Source organism: Rugamonas sp. FW305-51 (assembly GCF_058786935.1).
Genome location: NZ_JBYSZG010000022.1, coordinates 69,934 through 86,793 on the forward strand (window position 1 = coordinate 69,934; position 16,860 = coordinate 86,793).

General features: G+C 65.2%; 17 protein-coding genes and 4 tRNA genes. 15 read left to right on the forward strand and 6 right to left on the reverse strand.

The window, feature by feature from the left end:
• The 4 genes from AC3WOS_RS16360 to AC3WOS_RS16375 form a co-directional block, all read left to right on the forward strand.
• Nucleotides 1-531: MFS transporter (locus tag AC3WOS_RS16360; RefSeq protein ID WP_492717082.1), on the forward strand; the 531-nt coding region annotated here is incomplete at its 5' end.
• Nucleotides 528-1,190, forward strand: a complete 663-nt coding sequence (locus tag AC3WOS_RS16365) for a DsbA family oxidoreductase (protein WP_492717083.1) — start codon at nt 528-530, stop codon at nt 1,188-1,190. The genes AC3WOS_RS16360 and AC3WOS_RS16365, both read left to right, overlap by 4 nt.
• A complete protein-coding gene (locus AC3WOS_RS16370; RefSeq protein WP_492717084.1) occupies nt 1,187-1,507 on the forward strand; it encodes a Rieske (2Fe-2S) protein in 321 nt (106 codons plus the stop codon). The genes AC3WOS_RS16365 and AC3WOS_RS16370 overlap by 4 nt, the downstream gene beginning before the upstream one ends.
• A 2-nt stretch (nt 1,508-1,509) precedes the next feature.
• Complete coding sequence (locus AC3WOS_RS16375) at nt 1,510-2,517, forward strand: YeiH family protein (protein WP_492717085.1); 1,008 nt, start codon at nt 1,510-1,512, stop codon at nt 2,515-2,517.
• A 51-nt stretch (nt 2,518-2,568) separates the two neighbouring features.
• Here the strand turns inward: AC3WOS_RS16375 and AC3WOS_RS16380 are convergent, their stop codons facing one another.
• Entirely contained in the window at nt 2,569-3,588 is a 1,020-nt protein-coding gene (locus tag AC3WOS_RS16380; RefSeq protein WP_492717086.1) for an AraC family transcriptional regulator, read from the reverse strand.
• 195 nt (nt 3,589-3,783) lie between these two features.
• Entirely contained in the window at nt 3,784-4,401 is a 618-nt protein-coding gene (locus AC3WOS_RS16385) for a hemerythrin domain-containing protein (RefSeq protein ID WP_492717087.1), read from the reverse strand.
• Nucleotides 4,402-4,773: 372 nt separating this feature from the next.
• Between AC3WOS_RS16385 and AC3WOS_RS16390 the strand changes: the two genes are divergently transcribed.
• The 4 genes from AC3WOS_RS16390 (at nt 4,774) to AC3WOS_RS16405 (ending at nt 9,416) form a co-directional block, all read left to right on the forward strand.
• Complete coding sequence (locus AC3WOS_RS16390) at nt 4,774-6,507, forward strand: methyl-accepting chemotaxis protein (protein WP_492717088.1); 1,734 nt, start codon at nt 4,774-4,776, stop codon at nt 6,505-6,507.
• Nucleotides 6,508-6,589: 82 nt separating this feature from the next.
• Nucleotides 6,590-7,237 (forward strand): adenylyl-sulfate kinase, encoded by a 648-nt coding sequence (gene cysC / locus AC3WOS_RS16395; RefSeq protein WP_492717089.1) that lies wholly within the window; start codon nt 6,590-6,592, stop codon nt 7,235-7,237.
• 4 nt (nt 7,238-7,241) lie between these two features.
• Nucleotides 7,242-8,249, forward strand: a complete 1,008-nt coding sequence (locus AC3WOS_RS16400; protein ID WP_492717090.1) for a DHH family phosphoesterase — start codon at nt 7,242-7,244, stop codon at nt 8,247-8,249.
• Between the two features lie 45 nt (nt 8,250-8,294).
• Nucleotides 8,295-9,416, forward strand: a complete 1,122-nt coding sequence (locus AC3WOS_RS16405; RefSeq protein ID WP_492717091.1) for a sulfotransferase family protein — start codon at nt 8,295-8,297, stop codon at nt 9,414-9,416.
• A 43-nt stretch (nt 9,417-9,459) separates the two neighbouring features.
• Here AC3WOS_RS16405 and AC3WOS_RS16410 read toward each other — a convergent pair whose 3' ends face one another.
• Nucleotides 9,460-9,939, reverse strand: coding sequence for a GNAT family N-acetyltransferase (locus tag AC3WOS_RS16410; RefSeq protein ID WP_492717092.1), 480 nt, complete (start codon nt 9,937-9,939; stop codon nt 9,460-9,462).
• 22 nt (nt 9,940-9,961) lie between these two features.
• Entirely contained in the window at nt 9,962-12,136 is a 2,175-nt protein-coding gene (metG, locus tag AC3WOS_RS16415; RefSeq protein ID WP_492717093.1) for a methionine--tRNA ligase, read from the reverse strand.
• Nucleotides 12,137-12,271: 135 nt separating this feature from the next.
• Here metG and apbC point away from each other — a divergent pair, with 135 nt between their 5' ends.
• Both apbC and AC3WOS_RS16425 read left to right on the forward strand, forming a co-directional pair.
• Nucleotides 12,272-13,360: an iron-sulfur cluster carrier protein ApbC gene (gene apbC, locus AC3WOS_RS16420; protein WP_492717094.1), complete on the forward strand. Its 1,089-nt coding sequence runs from the start codon at nt 12,272-12,274 to the stop codon at nt 13,358-13,360.
• A gap of 63 nt (nt 13,361-13,423) precedes the next feature.
• Entirely contained in the window at nt 13,424-13,822 is a 399-nt protein-coding gene (locus AC3WOS_RS16425) for a DUF4399 domain-containing protein (protein WP_492717107.1), read from the forward strand.
• A gap of 43 nt (nt 13,823-13,865) precedes the next feature.
• Here the strand turns inward: AC3WOS_RS16425 and AC3WOS_RS16430 are convergent, their stop codons facing one another.
• Entirely contained in the window at nt 13,866-14,264 is a 399-nt protein-coding gene (locus AC3WOS_RS16430; RefSeq protein ID WP_492717095.1) for a hypothetical protein, read from the reverse strand.
• A complete protein-coding gene (locus tag AC3WOS_RS16435) occupies nt 14,261-14,674 on the reverse strand; it encodes a hypothetical protein (protein ID WP_492717096.1) in 414 nt (137 codons plus the stop codon). The genes AC3WOS_RS16430 and AC3WOS_RS16435 overlap by 4 nt, the downstream gene beginning before the upstream one ends.
• Nucleotides 14,675-14,819: 145 nt before the next feature.
• On the opposite strand from AC3WOS_RS16435, the gene gltX reads away from it, so the two are divergent.
• The 5 genes from gltX (at nt 14,820) to AC3WOS_RS16460 (ending at nt 16,857) form a co-directional block, all read left to right on the forward strand.
• Nucleotides 14,820-16,229 carry a glutamate--tRNA ligase gene (gene gltX, locus AC3WOS_RS16440; protein ID WP_492717097.1) on the forward strand — a complete coding sequence of 470 codons (1,410 nt, stop codon included), beginning with the start codon at nt 14,820-14,822 and terminating at the stop codon, nt 16,227-16,229.
• Nucleotides 16,230-16,327: 98 nt separating this feature from the next.
• A tRNA-Ala gene (locus AC3WOS_RS16445) sits at nt 16,328-16,403 on the forward strand.
• A 56-nt stretch (nt 16,404-16,459) separates the two neighbouring features.
• A tRNA-Glu gene (locus tag AC3WOS_RS16450) sits at nt 16,460-16,535 on the forward strand.
• A 128-nt stretch (nt 16,536-16,663) separates the two neighbouring features.
• Nucleotides 16,664-16,739 (forward strand) — tRNA-Ala (locus AC3WOS_RS16455).
• Nucleotides 16,740-16,781: 42 nt separating this feature from the next.
• Nucleotides 16,782-16,857: transfer RNA gene (locus AC3WOS_RS16460), tRNA-Glu, on the forward strand.
• The last annotated feature ends 3 nt before the right edge of the window (nt 16,858-16,860 follow it).

Consider the following 16,860-nt stretch of genomic DNA (forward strand, 5'->3'; position numbering starts at 1 on the left):
CAACACCATGCCGGCGCGGCGCTGGTGGTGCTGGCCAGCGGCGCCGGCATGGTGTTGTGCGGCATGCTGAGCGACCGCATGTGCCGCCATTCGCCGCCGCGCAAGATCACGCTGGCCATCGCCTACTGCCTGGGCAGCTGCGCCTTGCTGTCGGTGGCCTTCGCCATGACGCCGGGCGCGCTGCAGCTGGCCCTGATCGGGGCCGGCATGTTCCTGGCCGCCGGCACCACGGGGCCGGCCGGCGCCATGGTGGCCAACCTGACCCACCGTTCCATCCACGGCACGGCCTTCGCCACGCTGACGCTGGCCAACAACCTGCTGGGCCTGGCCCCCGGCCCGTTCGTGACGGGCGTGCTGGCCGACCACCTGGGCCTGGCCACGGCCTTCCAGCTGGTGCCCTTGCTCAGTATCGCCGCCGCCGCCGTGTTCTGGTACGCCCGCCGCCATTACGAGGATGACGCCCGCTGCGCCGCCGGCGCGGCCGCCGCCGCCGCGGTGGTGCGTGCCCGCACGCTGGAGGTGCAGGCATGAAGCGCGTATTGCGGATCGAAGTGGGTTTCGACGTGATCTGTCCCTGGTGCCTGATCGGCCTGCGCAACCTGCAGGCCGCCACGGCCCGCCTGCGCGCGTGCGCGCCGGAGGTGGCGCTGCATGTGCACTGGCGCGGCGTGCAGCTGCTGCCCCATGCGCCGGCCGCAGGATGGAATTTCATGGACTTCTACCGCCAGCGCCTGGGCGGGGACACGGCCGTGCGCCGGCGCCAGGCCCAGGTCAGCGAGGCGGCGGCAGCGGCCGGCGTGCAGATCGAATACGGCCGCATCCGCACCATGCCCAACACGGCCGACGCGCACCGCCTGCTGCAGCACGCGGCCCGCAACGGCAGCGCCGCCCAGCATGACGCACTGCTGGAGCGCCTGTTCACCGGCTACTTCCAGCGCGGCGAGGACGTGGGCGACCCGGCCGTCCTGCTGACCCACGGCCTGGCCTGTGGCATCGCGCGCGCCGAGCTGGAACCGCTGATGCTGGGCGCGGCCGAGCCGTTCCAGGCCGACGGTGCGGGCAACGGCAGCGGCGGCGTACCGTACTACGCCATCAACGGCAAGCTGGCGCTGAGCGGCGCCCAGCCGCCCGAAGTGCTGCTGGCGGCCATGCTGGCCGCGCTGGAACAGGCCGGCGCGGTGGCGCCATGAGCCGGCGCGTGGCGCTGGAGGCGGCCCGCTTGCCGCCGGACGGCGGGCGCGCCGTGCTGCGCATCGATGGCCACTGCGTGGCCCTGTTCCACGTGGGCGGCAAGTACTACGCCATCGCCGACAGTTGCCCGCACCAGGGCGCTTCGCTGGCCGGCGGCAAGCTTGACGGGCCGTACGTGCAATGCCCGGCGCACGGGCTGCGCTTCCATCTGGCCACGGGCAGCCTGGCCAACGTGCCGCAGATGAAGGTGGCCGTGTATCCCATCACTATTGAAGCGGACGGCGTCTACCTGACGCTGCCCGACGAGGACATCTAGCCATGCATGCTGTTTTTTCGAGCCTCAATGCGCGCGTGCGCCAGCTGGCGCCCGGCTTCATCGTCAGCGCCATGGTGGCGGCGGCGGCCAGCTTCCTGTCCGAGCATTACGGCGCGCCCGTGATGCTGTTTGCGCTGCTGCTGGGCATGGCGCTCAACTTCCTGTCCGGCGAAGGGCAGTGCAAGCCGGGTATCGAATACACGGCACGCACCATCCTGCGCCTGGGCGTGGCGCTGCTGGGCTTGCGGCTGACGCTGGCCCAGATGGCCGCGCTGGGCTGGAAGCCGGTGGTGCTGGTGGTGGTCGTCGTCACCGTTACTATCTTGCTGTCGGTGGTGGTGGCCAGGCTGCTGGGCTTTAATCGCCTGTTTGGCCTGCTGACGGGCGGCGCCACGGCCATCTGCGGCGCCTCCGCGGCGCTGGCACTGGCGGCCGCACTGCCGGCCCACGAGCAAAAGGAAAAGGCCACCCTGTTCACGGTGATCGGCGTATCGGCCCTGTCGACGACGGCCATGATCGCCTATCCCATGATCGCCAACTTCTTCGCGCTGTCGCCGCTGCAAGCCGGTGTGTTCCTGGGCGGGACCATCCACGACGTGGCCCAGGTGGTGGGCGCCGGCTACAGCATGTCGCGCGAGACGGGCGACGCGGCCACCGTCGTCAAGCTGATGCGGGTGGCCATGCTGCTGCCCGTGATCCTGTGCGCGGCCCTCATCACGCGGGCCCAGGGGGCGCAGGCGGGCAGCCAGCGGCCGCCGCTGCTGCCCAGCTTCGCGGTGGGCTTTTTCGTGCTGGCCTGCGTCAACAGCACTGGCTGGGTGCCGGCCGCCGTGCAGCACGCCGGTAACGAGCTGTCGCGCTGGGCGCTGGTGATCGCCATCAGCGCGCTGGGCATGAAGACGCAGTTGAAGGAGCTGGCCGCCGTCGGCATCAAGCCGATCGCGCTGATGGTGGGCGAGACGGTGTTCCTGGCCGCGCTGGTGATGGCGATGATGCGCTGGGCCACGTAAGGCGCGCGGCACCTTCGCCATACAAAGGCCGGCTGATGCCGGCCTTTGTGCTTATACGGGCTGCTGGTATGGCTTGCCATGCTCGCTGCGCCAGGCCGCCGGCGTGGCGCCGAACTGGGTGGCGAACCAGCGCGTGAAGCTGCTGGGCAGCGAGTAGCCCAGCAGGTCGCCGATGCGGGCCAGCGAGTAGCTGGGATTGTTCATGTAGCGTTGCACCAGTTCGCGCCGCACTTCGTTGATCAAGTCGCTGAAATTGGCGTCGCATTCGCCCAGGCGGCGCTGCAGCGTGCGTACGTTCATGCCCAGTGCCTGCGAGATCTGTTCTATCGTCGCCCGTCCCATGGGCAGCAGCAGGTAGATGGCCTTGCGCACCTCGTGCGCGATCGATGGATCGCCCTGGTCCTGCAGCGAGTCGACAAAGCGCTGGGCGTAGCGGGCCATGGCCGGATCGGCGTTCGGATTGGGCGCGTCGAAGGCGGCGGCGGGGCAGGCGATGCCGTTGAACTCGGCCCCGAACTGCACCTGGCAGCCGAACAGGCGGCGGTGCAGCCGCAGGTCGTCCGGCGCGTCGTGGGTGAAATTGACGCTCACGGGCCGCCAGTGCTGGCCCAGCAGGGTGGCGCACATGCGCGCCATCACGCCGATGGCCAGTTCGTTGGCCTGGCGGCAGGGCACCGGGTCATCGTTGACCACTTCTTCGCGGATGATCACCAGGTCGCCCGCTTCTTCCACATACAGGGCCAGCGAGCGGTTCAGCAGGTGACGGTATTGCACCAGCACGTGCAGCGCGTCGCGCAGCGTGGGCTGGTGCGACAGCAGCAGGCTGACGGCGCCCAGGTCGGAGAACTGGCGCGATTCGGCCATGCGCAGGCCGAAGGTCTGGCAACCGCTGTCGTTGGCCGAGTTCTCCAGCAACTGCACGGCGCTGGCGATGGGGATGGGCTGCTCGGGGTCTTGCAGCATCTTGCGGTTCATGCCGACCCGGGCCAGTTCGGCCTGCGCATTGAGGCCCAGATGCTGGGCCACTTCCAGATAGTTGGTCAGTACGGCGGCGCGAACCAGGGTAGACATTGTCGGGCGTTTCCTTTGTAGGGACAGGAGGCGCGTCTGCAGGAGCGCAGGCGGCGGAGGGCCGGCAACGATTGTAGGTGCATACGTACCATCATGCAATGCGCTGTTAGCGTGGCGCGACAATGCCAGAAAAAAGGTGCGCAACCACCATCATGCGCTTGACAATCGGCGACAGGCGGCCGCCGGCGCCCGTGCTCAGTGCACGGCGGGGGCGGCGTTGACGATCAATTGGTAAAGCCGGGAAAAGTCACCCTTGATGGGGACGCCCGTCAGGGGATCGCGGTTGGCGGAAAACGCCAGGTCGATGACGATCCAGTCGGCCTCCGTCAGGCTGCGCAAGGCGGCCGGCAGCACCACCTGTTCTTCCAGTTGCATGTGGTCGAAGAAGAACTTGCCGTATTCCTCAACCTGGGTGCGCAGTGCCGGCAGGGCCGCCTCGCCATGGAATTCGTAGCGCACCAGCGCATGTTCGAGCGCGCGCGTGAGCTCCGTGCCACGCTGGTGCTGGCGGGCCAGTTCATCGAGGGTGCTGTCGACGTCGTGGGTGCGCTGGCGCAGGCGGGCAAACAGCTGCTCTTCCTCCTTCGGGTGGTGCACCCGCTCCGGAAAGTCGATCACATACAGCAGCATGGCGCGCATCAGCTTGAGGTCGGGCGGCGCCGCGCCCTGGCCCAGCGTCCGCACGAACTGCTGCATGCAGTGGATGACGGCCGCCAGGTTGGCATGCTCGTCCTGGATGATGCGGACCACGTTTTGCTGGGGAGGCTGGCTGGTGTACATGGTGCTGCCTTTCGCCACGGGATGGAGATGCATGGACTATAGGTCTGCCGTTCGAAAAATAGTTTGATTCATATCAAAACATGTCGGGCTGGTAACCGTTAGCGCGGGTGGCCGCCACTGCTAAAAATTGCCTTCAAACATCTTAGTTGCACCTTATTCTCTTGCATGCCGCAAGCCACAAACGGGCCGATTGCGGTGCCGCACCTATGGCCAGCTGGCGCTGCAGAAATCAAGCATGAATTCGATCAAGGTCAATGCCTATCTTGACGCCGTTGCTTGCGCGCCCGTCCGTGATTTTTCGAGATAATTTTGCCGTACGGAATCAACTAAGATCAGTTCATGTCGTCCGATATGCACAGGCTGCATGGTTGCCAGGACGTGGATCGCAGTGTTCAGGAGGTGAGCATGAATTTGCGTAACATGGGAGTCGCCAAGCGACTGGGCCTGGGCTTCGGCGTGGTGTCGCTGCTGCTGATGGCGATCATCGGACTGGCCCTGTCGAGCATGAGCCAGATCCAGCAGCGGCTGGACGATATCACCAAGGTCAACGACGTGGAAACCCGGCTCGCATCGGCCATGGACTTGACGGTGACGGAGCGGGCGCTGGCGCTGCGCAACCTGATCCTGCTGAAAGAAGCAAAGGAAATCCAGATTGAAGTGGACCGCATCGCCGAACAGGCCAAGAAGTATGCGGCGGCCCAGGACAAGCTGGGGCAGATGTTCGTCATGCCCGGCACGTCGGCCGAGGAAAAGGACTTGCTGGACCAGATCCGCAAGCAGGGCCAGCTGGCCTTGCCGTATATCGAGAAGGCTGCGGGACTGGCGCTGGAACAGAAGCAGGATGAGGCCTACCAGCTGCTGCGCTACCAGTTCCGCCCCGTGCAGAAGGCCTGGTGGGAACTGCTGCGCAAGCTGATCGCGGTGGAAGAAAAGCAGAACGATACGGCCACCAGCGAGGCGGCCAGCGCCTACGCGGCGGCCCGCACCCAGATGCTGGTGATCGGCCTGCTGGCCATGTTGACGAGCGTGGCGGCGGCCGTGCTGATCACGCGCGGCGTGGTGCGCCAGCTCGGTTGCGAGCCGGCCGAAGCGGCCGCCATCGCCGGCCAGATCGCGGCCGGCAACCTGGCCATCACTATCGAGACCCGCGACGGCGACACGGACAGCCTGCTGCACGCCATGAAATCGATGCGCGACAGCCTGGCGCTGATCGTCAGCCAGGTCCACAGCAGCACCGAGACCATCGCCACTGCGGCCGGGCAGATCGCCTCGGGCAACCTGGACCTGTCCTCGCGCACCGAGCAGCAGGCCGGCACGCTGGAGGAGACGGCGTCGTCGATGGAAGAGCTGACCAGCACCGTGCGCATCAACAGCGACCACGCGCGCGCCGCCAACGGGCTGGCCGTGTCGGCCTCGGACGTGGCCGTGCGCGGCGGCGCCGTGGTGGCCCAGGTGGTCGATACCATGGCCGCCATCGACCTGTCGGCCCACAAGATAGGCGACATCATCGCCGTCATCGACGGCATCGCGTTCCAGACCAATATCCTGGCCCTGAACGCGGCGGTGGAAGCGGCGCGCGCCGGCGAGCAGGGGCGCGGCTTCGCCGTGGTGGCAACCGAGGTGCGCAACCTGGCGCAGCGTTCGGCCGCCGCCGCCAAGGAGATCAAGGAACTGGTGGGCGACTCGGTGGACAAGGTGGAGGCGGGCAACCGCCTGGTGGAGCAGGCCGGATCGACCATGCACGAAGTGGTCGACAGCGTGCGGCGCGTGACCGAGATCATGTCCGAGATCCTGGCGGCCAGCCAGGAACAGTCCAGCGGTATCGAGCAGATCAACAAGGCCGTGATGCAGATGGACACGGTGACCCAGCAGAACGCGGCGCTGGTGGAGGAGGCCGCCGCCGCCGCCCAGGCCATGCGCGACCAGGCCAACAGCCTGACCGAAGTGGTGGGCATCTTCCGGCTCGAGACGGAGGCGGGACGGGCGCTGCGGCCCGCGCTGCAGGTGCTGCAGCAGCCGGTGGCGCCGGTGAAGGTGGCCGCGCGCAAGCCGGCGCCGGCGCCGCGCCGCGCGATCACCGCCGGCGCCGCCGCGCGGCGTGCCGCCCAGCCGGCCGATGCCGAGTGGGAGCAGTTCTAGCAGTTCCAGCAGTTCTGTCAGCGGCCCCCGTGGCCAGCCTTTAACGAGAATGCCGGCCTGCGAGACCGGTCAGGAGTGAGAAATGACCAAATTGGACAAGCTGGATGCGCTGCTGCGCAATCCGGAACCGGCGGCCGGCCACGCGCCGCACATCTACTGGCATGCGGGCCAGGTCACGGCCCAGGCCCGCATGGGCGGGGTGGGGCGGCGCGCGGCCACCGTCTGGCTGACGGGCTTGAGCGGCTCGGGCAAGTCGACCCTGGCCAGCGCGCTGGAAAAGATGCTGGTCGAGGCGGGCCGTCCGGCCTATGTGCTCGACGGCGATAATTTGCGCCATGGCCTGAACCGCGACCTGGGCTTCACGCCGGAGGACCGGCAGGAGAATATCCGCCGCAGCGCCGAAGTGGCGCGGCTGATGAACGACGCGGGCCTGATCGTGATTGCCGCCTTCATCTCGCCGCTGCGGCGCGACCGGGAACTGGCACGCGACATCATCGGCGCCGACGACTTCATCGAGACCCATATCAGCACCCCGTGCGGCGTGTGCGAGGAGCGCGATCCCAAGGGCCTGTACCGTAAGGCCAGGGCCGGGCTGATCCCGGAATTCACCGGCATCTCGGCGCCGTACGAGGCGCCCGAGCATCCGGCCCTGACCATCGACACGGGCAGCGTGCCGCTGGCGCGCGCCTGCGCGCTGCTGTTCGAGCATCTGGCCAAGCGCTACATCTGACGCCATGACGCCCGCATCCTTTACCCCCGCCGCGCGCTACGACGTGTTCAACGGCGACGCCGACGGCATCTGCGCGCTGCACCAGCTGCGGCTGGCCCGGCCGGCCGACGACGCCGTGCTGGTGACCGGCGTCAAGCGCGACATCGAACTGCTGCGCCAGGTGCCCGGCGGCGCCGGTTACGTGGTGGTGCTCGACATATCGCTGGACGCCAATACGGCCGAACTGCGGCGCGTGCTGGACGGCGGCGCGACAGTCGACTACTACGACCATCACGCGGCCGACGAAGCCTTCCCCCATCCCGGCCTGCGCCTGCACTGGGATCCGGCGCCGGACGTATGCACCAGCATCCTGGTCGACCGCCAGCTCGGTGGCCGCTACCGGCGCTGGGCCGTGGTGGCCGCCTACGGCGACAACCTGATGGGCGTCGCCTGTGCGCTGGCGCGTGGCGCCGGCGTGCGCGAGGACGGCGCGGCCGCCCTGGCCCAGCTGGGGCAGGTCATCAACTACAACGCCTATGGCGACAGCGTGGCCGACCTGCACATGGCGCCGGCCGCACTGTACCGCGCACTGGCCGGCTATGCCGACCCGTTCCAGTTCATCGCCGACAGCGACGACTACCGTGCCCTGTGCGCCGGCTACCACGACGACTGTGCCCGGCTGCAGGCACTGCGGCCGCACTGGGAGCGCAGCGGCGGCGCCGTCTACCTGCTGCCGGACGCGCCGTGGGCGCGCCGCATCAGCGGGGTGCTGGCCAACCGGCTGGCGGCGCAGCATCCCGGCGCCTCGTTCGCCATCCTGGGCGAGCGGCCCGATGGCAGCTACGTGGTCAGCGTGCGTTCCGGCCTGCCCGGCGTCTACAGCGCCTGTGAGTTGTGCCGCCGCTTCGACACGGGCGGCGGGCGCATGGCGGCGGCCGGCATCAACCGCCTGCCGGGTGCGCAGCTGGCGCAGTTCATCGACCAGTTCCGCCAGCATTTCGAGCTTGAAGGCATGGGCTGCCCGGCGGCCTAGCACCGATTTTTTTCCGACACACCGTCAGTTCGCATGGAGAGTGCAATGAAGTCCGATACACAACCGGCCCAGCAGGGCAAGCGTCCGCGTCCCGTCATGATGATCCCGCTGCGCCGTTGCGGCAGCCACGCGCTGCGCCTGCGCCTGAACATGTCGCCGCAGTTCTATTCGCCATATCCGCTGCATATCGTCGACTTCATGCCGCTGCTGCCGCTGTACGGCGACCTGGCCGACGACCGCGCCTATTTCCGGCTGGTGGTGGACGTGGTGGGGCTGCAGGCCGTGAGCATGGTCAAGTGGCCGCAACTGGTGTTCGACCCGGTGGAGATCTTCGAGACGCTGCGCAACCAGCCGCGCAGCGTGCACCGCGTGGTGTGGGAACTGCTGCTGCGTTCGGGCGAGGCGCAGCAGGCCGGGGTGGTGATGGACAAGTCGCTCGACAGCGTGCATTACGCCGACGAGCTGATGACGCTGTTGCCCGACATGCTGTTCGTGAACGTGGTGCGCGACCCGCGCGCGCAGGTGGCCTCGATGAACCGCGCCATCATCCACGACTTCGACACGCTGCTCAACGCCCGCACCTGGCTGGCGGCGCACCGCGCGGCCGACGCCGTGATGCAGCGCTATCCGCAGCGCGTGCTCACCATCCGCTACGAGGACTTCCTGTCGCACCAGCAGGCCACGCTGCAGGCGCTGTGCCGCTTCATGGAGATCGAGTTTCAGCCGAAGATGCTGGACGTGGCCCACTCGCAGGAAGCGCGCCAGATCGCCCAGCTGTCGGCCTTGTGGTCGTCGAACTGCTATGCGCCTATCCCGGCCCACGCCGACAAGTTCAAGCAGCAGCTGACGCTGGATGAGATCGGCGTGATCGAAACGGTAACGGCCGAGTACATGCAGCGTTACGGCTACACCCCGATGACGGCATGCGACACGCTCATCACGCCGGCCATGGAGGTGAAAGCGAAGGCCCACTCCGACGCGGGCCGCGAGCAGGCCTGGCACGACCTGGAGCACGACAACTTCCGCGACTTCGCGCTGCGCCGCTGCCGCGCCGACTACCTGGCCAAGCTGCGCGAGCGGCTGGAGCTGCAGGCCGTCCGCCCCGTCCGCAACGGCGCCGGCACGCTGGCCGCGCTCGACCCGGCTGCGTTCGAAGTGACCGATTGAGCCGCCCGCCAGAGAGTGGGGTTACGTCCCCATTTTCTGGAGGTCAGCGCCGCAGCAGGCGGCGCATGACCAGCGGCGCCGGTTCCAGCGGGTTGGCGTGCGAGTATTCCAGTTCTTCGGCCAGGTCGAATCCGAAGGCCGCGTAGAAGTCGATCAGCTTGGGCTGGTCGCTGCGCACGGCCAGCCGCACTTCGGCGATGCCGGTGGCCAGCGCGTGGTGGATCACCGCTTCCAGCAGGTGCTCGGACAGATGCCGGCCCCGGTGGCCGGGCAGCACGCCCATGCGCGCCACTTCCCACACGTCCGGTTCCGCATCGAGCGGCAACCAGCGCACGGAGGCGACCGGCTCGTCGTCGACCAGCAAAATAAAACCGCCGCCGTCGCGCAGGTGCTGCGCGACGAGGACGGCGGTTTCGCGGTGGCCGCTGGAAGTGACGCTGACTTTGCCGGCCCACGCGGCGCGCGTGAGTCCGGCGATCAGTTTTGCATCGTCTGCCGTCGCTTCGCGCACCAGGATGTTCATGCGGCTGCCTTGGTCTGTTCCGTTAGCTGATGCGCATGCCCGGCGTGGCACCGGGCCACGGGTTGAGGATGTAAATGCCGGGATTGGCTTTCTCATCAACCGCGGAGGCGGCCATCACCATGCCTTCGGAGACGCCGAACTTCATCTTGCGCGGCGCCAGGTTGGCGACCAGCACGGTCAGCTTGCCGATCAGGTCCTCCGGCTGGTACATGGACTTGATGCCGGAGAAGACGTTGCGCATGCGTCCCTCACCCGCGTCCAGCGTCAGGCGCAGCAGCTTGTCCGAGCCGTCCACGTGTTCGCAATTGACGATCTTGGCGATGCGCAGGTCGACCTTGAAGAAATCGTCGACCGAGATTTCCGGCGCGATCACTTCGATGCCGGTGTCGGTGACGGCAACCGCCGGCGCCGCCTTGGCCTTGGCGGCCTTCTCAGGCTTGGCGGCGCTTACGCCTGCGGCGCCGCCCGCCGCCGCCATTTGCGCCGGGGCGTCGAACAGGTCTTCGATCATCTTCGGCTCGACGCGCTTCATCAGGTGGTCGTAGGCGCCGATGGTGCGGCCCAGCATGGTGTTCCACACGGCGCCGGTCGACACCTCGGTGTCGGCCCACACCAGCTTCGCATCGTTGAGGAACTTCCTGACGTTGGCGGCCACGCCTGGCAGCACCGGCGACAGCATGATGGTCAGCTGGCGGAACAGGATCAGGGCGGTGGTGCAGACGTCGTGCAATTCGGCCAGTTTGGCTTCGTCCTTGGCCAGTACCCATGGCTTGTTGTCGTCCACGTACTGGTTGGTGATGTCGGCCACTTCCATGATCTCGCGCAGGGCCTTGCCGAACTCGCGCGCCTCGAAGTGGGTGGCGATGCTGGCCTGGCGCTCGGCGCCGGCGTCGGTGACCAGGGCGCGCTTGATCCACGCTTGCGCGTTGTCGGACAGCGACGCCGCCAGCTTGCCGTCGAACTTCTTGGCGATGAAGCCGGCGCAGCGGCTGGCGATGTTGACGTATTTGCCGATCAGGTCCGAGTTCACGCGGGCCACGAAGTCGTCACCCGTGAAGTCCAGGTCTTCCACCTTCGAATTGAGCTTGAAGGCGATGTAGTAACGCAGCCATTCCGGATTCATGCCCAGGTTCAGGTAGCGCAGCGGCGAGATGCCGGTGCCGCGCGACTTGGACATTTTTTCGTTGTTGACCGTCAGGTGGCCGTGCACGTTCACTTTCAGCTTGTCGATCACGGGGTGGCCGGCGAACTTGAGCATGGCGGGCCAGAACAGCAGGTGGAACGAGACGATGTCCTTGCCGATGAAGTGGATCTGTTCCGTGGCCGGGTCGTTGAGCAGGGCGTCGAAGTCCATGCCCTTTTTCTGGCAGTAGTTTTTCAGGCTGGCCAGGTAGCCGACCGGCGCGTCCAGCCACACGTAGAAGAACTTGCCCGGCGCGTCAGGGATGGGGATGCCGAAGTAGGGCGCGTCGCGCGAAATGTCCCAGTCGGCCAGCTTCTCGCCGGCCTCGCCCAGCCACTCGCTGACCTTGTTGACCATTTCAGGCTGCAGGCGGCCCGGCGTGTTGAGCCAGTCGCGCAGGAACTCGAAGCAGCGCGGGTCGGACAGCTTGAAGAAGTATTGTTCGGACGGCTTGAGGATGGGCGTGGAGCCGGTGAACACGGAGAACGGGTTCACCAGTTCGGTCGGCTGGTAGGCCGCGCCGCACACTTCGCAGTTGTCGCCGTATTGGTCCTTGGCGCCGCACTTGGGGCACTCGCCCTTGATGTTGCGGTCGGCCAGGAACATGCCCTTGACGGGGTCGAAGAAGCGGTCCACCACCTTGGTCGAGATCAGGCCGGCCTCGCGCAGCTTGCGGTAGATGCCCTGCGACAGTTCGACGTTTTCCGGCGAATCGGTGGAGTACCAGTTGTCGAAGGCGATGTGGAAGCCGTCCAGGTACTGGGCCCGGCCGGCGGCGATCTTGGCCACGAATTCCTGCGGCGTGATGCCTTCCTTTTCGGCCGCGATCATGATCGGCGTGCCGTGGGTGTCGTCGGCGCCGACAAAGTGCACTTCGCGCTGGCGGTCGCCGTCGCGCTGCATTCGCTGGTAGCGTACCCAGATGTCGGCCTGGATGTACTCCATCATGTGACCGATGTGGAAGGCGGCGTTGGCATAAGGCAGGGCAGTGGTGACGAACAGCTTGCGGGTCATGATTGATGCACTTTGTGGGTGGATAAAGGAAGCATTTTAACAGCGGATGTGCGGAATGCGCACTTCCGCGGCAGGGGCAATCCTGTAATTTCGGCTATTTTGCGCTAGACTGCTGCATCACTTACGGAGATTTTCATGAGCATCACAGCAGAAGACGTCAAAGCGGTATTGTCAAAAGTGGTAGATCCGAATACAACAAAGGACTTCGTCACGGGCAAGTCCGTGAAGAACGTCAAGGTCGAAGGCGGCGCCATTTCGCTCGATATCGAGCTGGGCTACCCGGCCAAGAGCCAGTTCGACGCCATCCGCGCCAGCATCGTGACGGCCCTGCAGGCGCTGCCCGGCGCCGGCGCCGTGACCGTCAACGTGCAGTCCAGGATCATTTCGCACACGGTGCAGCGCGGCCTGAAGCTGATGCCCAACGTGAAGAACATCATCGCCGTCGCTTCCGGCAAGGGCGGGGTGGGCAAGTCGACCACCGCCGTCAACCTGGCGCTGGCGCTGGCCGCCGAGGGCGCCTCCGTCGGCGTGCTCGATGCCGACATCTACGGCCCATCGCAGCCCATGATGCTGGGCGTGAACGGCCGGCCCGAGACGAAAGACGGCAAGACCATGGAGCCGCTGGAAAACTACGGCCTGCAGGTGTCGTCGATCGGCTTCATGATCGATCCGGACGAGCCGATGGTGTGGCGCGGCCCCATGGTTACGCAGGCGTTGCAACAGCTGCTGGAGCAGACCAACTGGCGCGACCTGGACTACCTGATCGTCGATATGCCGCCGGGTACGGGCGACATCCAGCTCACGCTGTCGCAGAAGGTGCCTGTGACGGGCGCCGTGATCGTCACCACGCCGCAGGACATCGCGCTGCTGGACGCGCGCAAGGGCCTGAAGATGTTCGAGAAGGTGGGCATCCCCATCCTCGGTATCGTGGAGAACATGAGTACCCACATCTGCTCCAACTGCGGCCATGCTGAGGAAATCTTCGGTTCCGGCGGCGGCGCGAAAATGTGCAAGGACTTCGGCGTGGAGTTCCTGGGCGCCTTGCCGCTGACCATGGCCATCCGCGAGCAGACCGATTCCGGCAAGCCGACCGTGGTGGCCGAGCCGGACGGCCCGGTGGCCGCCATCTACAAGGATATCGCCCGCAAGATCGCGGTGCAGGTGTCGGAGAAGGCCAAGGACATGACCAGCAAGTTCCCCAGCATCGTGATCAAGAACGATTGATGCTGCCGTAGTTTGACCCCGTGGTTTAACCTGGAGATGCCCGCAATGAAAATAGCTACAAGCATGATGTGCCGCGCAGCGGCCGCCGTGGTCCTGATGGCCGGCATGGCGGCCGGCGCACAAGCCCAAGCCCAGTCGGTCAGGATCGTCGAGCCGGCTGACGGCGCCACCGTCAGTAGCCCGTTCAAGGTCAAGTTCGGCGTGGCCGGCATGGACGTGAAGCCGGCCGGCGACATGAGCGCCAACACGGGCCACCACCACCTGCTGATCAACGCGGCCGCCATCAAGGCCGGCGAATCGGTGCCGTTTGATGAAACCCATCTCCACTTCGGCAAGGGCCAGACGGAAACGGAAGTGAAGCTGCCGCCCGGCAGCTACACGCTGACCCTGCAGTTCGCCAACGGCGCGCACCAGTCCTATGGGCCGGAACTGAGCAACAGCATCAAAGTCACCGTCAAGTAAGGCTTACTGGCGCTTCGTGCTTCTGCGCATGGGGCGCCAGTCGTCAGCAGGCGGGCTGGCGAGTTGCGAGAAATGTGTCCTTGTCGATCAGGTGGGTCAACTCGGCAGCTGAAACATCAAATAGTTTGCGAAAGTCTTCGCTACCGATGAGTTGTTCGCAATTGCGCGAGAATTGGCTGATTTGGTCGTTCGCCGCGTCGACATATTCACCGGCACGGATTTGTTCGCATTCCAATTGACGATATAGTTCGACCATACGCTGGTCCAGCGCAGTTTGTAGCCGTTCCATGGCGTCAATCTTGTCGAAATCAAAATCCGGTCCTATGAACACGTCCGCCATCGCCACCAGGGTAGCGCGCCGCATGTCGATACACGCACCTTCGATTTGCTGCTGGCGATAGAGTTCCTTCATTCTGGTGGCAAATAATTCGTTTTGCGTCATGTCTTCCCTCCTTGAGAAAGGGATGGCCAGCAAAGCTTCAGTTCCGGCCAAGCAAGCACGGGCGGCGCATAGCGCCGTCCGTTTTCGGGATTCTTCCCATATTCACCAAATACTACTACGGACACACGATAGCCGCGCGCGTTAGCGACAGTTGTCGCGGCCGGATAGAGAATGCGGTTGGCGATCTGGTGGCACATGCCAGTGACCCCATATATGACTCCCGCCAATAGATCGCTTTGTGCCAGGCAGCACGCAATAGCTAACTCGCCGCGCCCGGCGCAAATTATCCGCCCACCCACGGCTCTGCCACAGCAGGGCCAGACGTGGCCATCGCTACTGACGACATAGGTGTGGTCGAAAGGCGGTTTAATTGCCGGGAGGGCGTAGCCGATCAATTGCTCTGTGTTCATTGCGGTGCTCCGTTCTGCAGTGTCTGAAGAATTCTAGCGAAGCGGGGGAGGGGCGGTGCTGATGCAGGCTAAGGCGCCTCCCTGTTCGCGATCGTCCGGCAACGCGGTAAAATAGCTTCTTTTACATACAAGCTTTCTTACTTCGATGACCATCGCACCCGCCAAGCCAGTCCGTACCCGTTTCGCTCCCAGCCCTACCGGCTACCTCCACCTGGGCGGCGCCCGCACGGCGCTGTACTCCTGGGCCTTCGCCCGCCACTTCGGCGGCACCTTCGTGCTGCGTATCGAAGACACCGACCTGGAACGCTCCACGCCGGCCGCGGTGCAAGCCATCATCGACGGCATGCAGTGGCTGGGCCTGAATCACGACGAAGGCCCGTTCTACCAGATGCAGCGCATGGATCGTTACCGCGAAGTGGTGGCGCAGATGCTGCAAGAGGGCACGGCCTACCTGTGCTATTCGTCGCCGGAAGAAGTGGAAGCGATGCGCGAGCGCATGCGCGCGGCCGGCGACAAGCCCCGTTACGACGGCACCTGGCGTCCGGAGCCGGGCAAGACCCTGCCGGCCGTCCCCGCCGACCGCAAGCCCGTGGTGCGCTTCAAGAACCCGCTCGACGGCGACGTGACCTGGGACGACGTGGTCAAGGGCGCCATCACCATCTCCAACAAGGAGCTGGACGACCTGGTGATCGCGCGCCCGGACGGCACGCCGACCTATAACTTCTGCGTGGCCGTGGACGACTGGGACATGGGCATCACCCACGTGCTGCGCGGCGACGATCACGTCAACAACACGCCGCGCCAGATCAACATCCTGCGCGCGATCGGCGCGCCGCTGCCGCTGTATGGCCACCTGCCGATGATCCTTGGTGCGGACGGCGAGAAGCTGTCCAAGCGCCACGGCGCCGTCAGTGTGATGGACTACCCGGCCCAGGGCTACCTGCCGGAAGCGATGCTGAACTACCTGGCGCGCCTGGGCTGGAGTCACGGCGACGACGAGGTGTTCTCGATGGAGCAGTTCTGCCAGTGGTTCAACCTGGACCACCTGACCCGTTCGGCCGCCCAGTTCAACAACGAAAAGCTGGCGTGGTTGAACAATCACTATATCAAGCAGGCCGATAACGAGCGCCTGGCCAACCTGGCCATGTCGCGCATGGTGGCCGATGGTGCCGACTTCGACGGCGCACCCGAACTGCCGGCCGTGCTGGCGCTGATGAAGGAGCGCGTCAACACCATCAACGAACTGGCCGATGCCGCCATGCTGTTCTACCGCGAGCCCAAGCCCGATGCGACGCTGCTGGCGCAGCACCTGACGGAAGCGGTGGAGCCGGCGCTGGCGCAATTCGCCGAGCGCTGCAAGACGGTGGAGTGGACCAAGGAAGCTTTGTCGGCCATGATCAAGGAAGTGCTGGCCGCGCATGGCTTGAAGATGCCGCAGATGGCCATGCCATTGCGCCTGATCGTAACGGGCCAGTTGCAAACGCCTGCCATCGATTCGGTCTTGCAAATTTTCGGCAGAGAGGCTATTCTCTCGCGCCTGGCCAAGTTTCTCTGATTTTTGTTTTTAAAGAATTTGAGAATAAACCAGCAAAGTTGCAAAAGGGTATTTGCAGAAAACGACATTCTTGCTATACTCTTGTTTCTGCAGCACACGGGGGTATAGCTCAGCTGGGAGAGCGCTTGCATGGCATGCAAGAGGTCAGCGGTTCGATCCCGCTTACCTCCACCAGCACCAGGATGTAGTTGGTCCTGGCAGTGTTAAAGAGGCAGTATTGGTTGTTCGCAGTCCCCATCGTCTAGAGGCCTAGGACATCACCCTTTCACGGTGAGTACGGGGGTTCGAATCCCCCTGGGGACGCCAAGGTTGTAAAGCAGTAGATGTAGTTTGACGTTGTTTGTACTGATTGTTTGATGTTTGGCTTCAAGCTGGATAGCAACAAGTAGTGAAAACAAAAGTCGCGAATGCGGCTTTTATTATTTCTGCGCCCGGGGGGTATAGCTCAGCTGGGAGAGCGCTTGCATGGCATGCAAGAGGTCAGCGGTTCGATCCCGCTTACCTCCACCAATAAGCGCAGAAATGATGGGGTCTAAGTAGTGGCAGTTCCTGGTCCCCATCGTCTAGAGGCCTAGGACATCACCCTTTCACGGTGAGTACGGGGGTTCGAATCCCCCTGGGGACGCCAGCT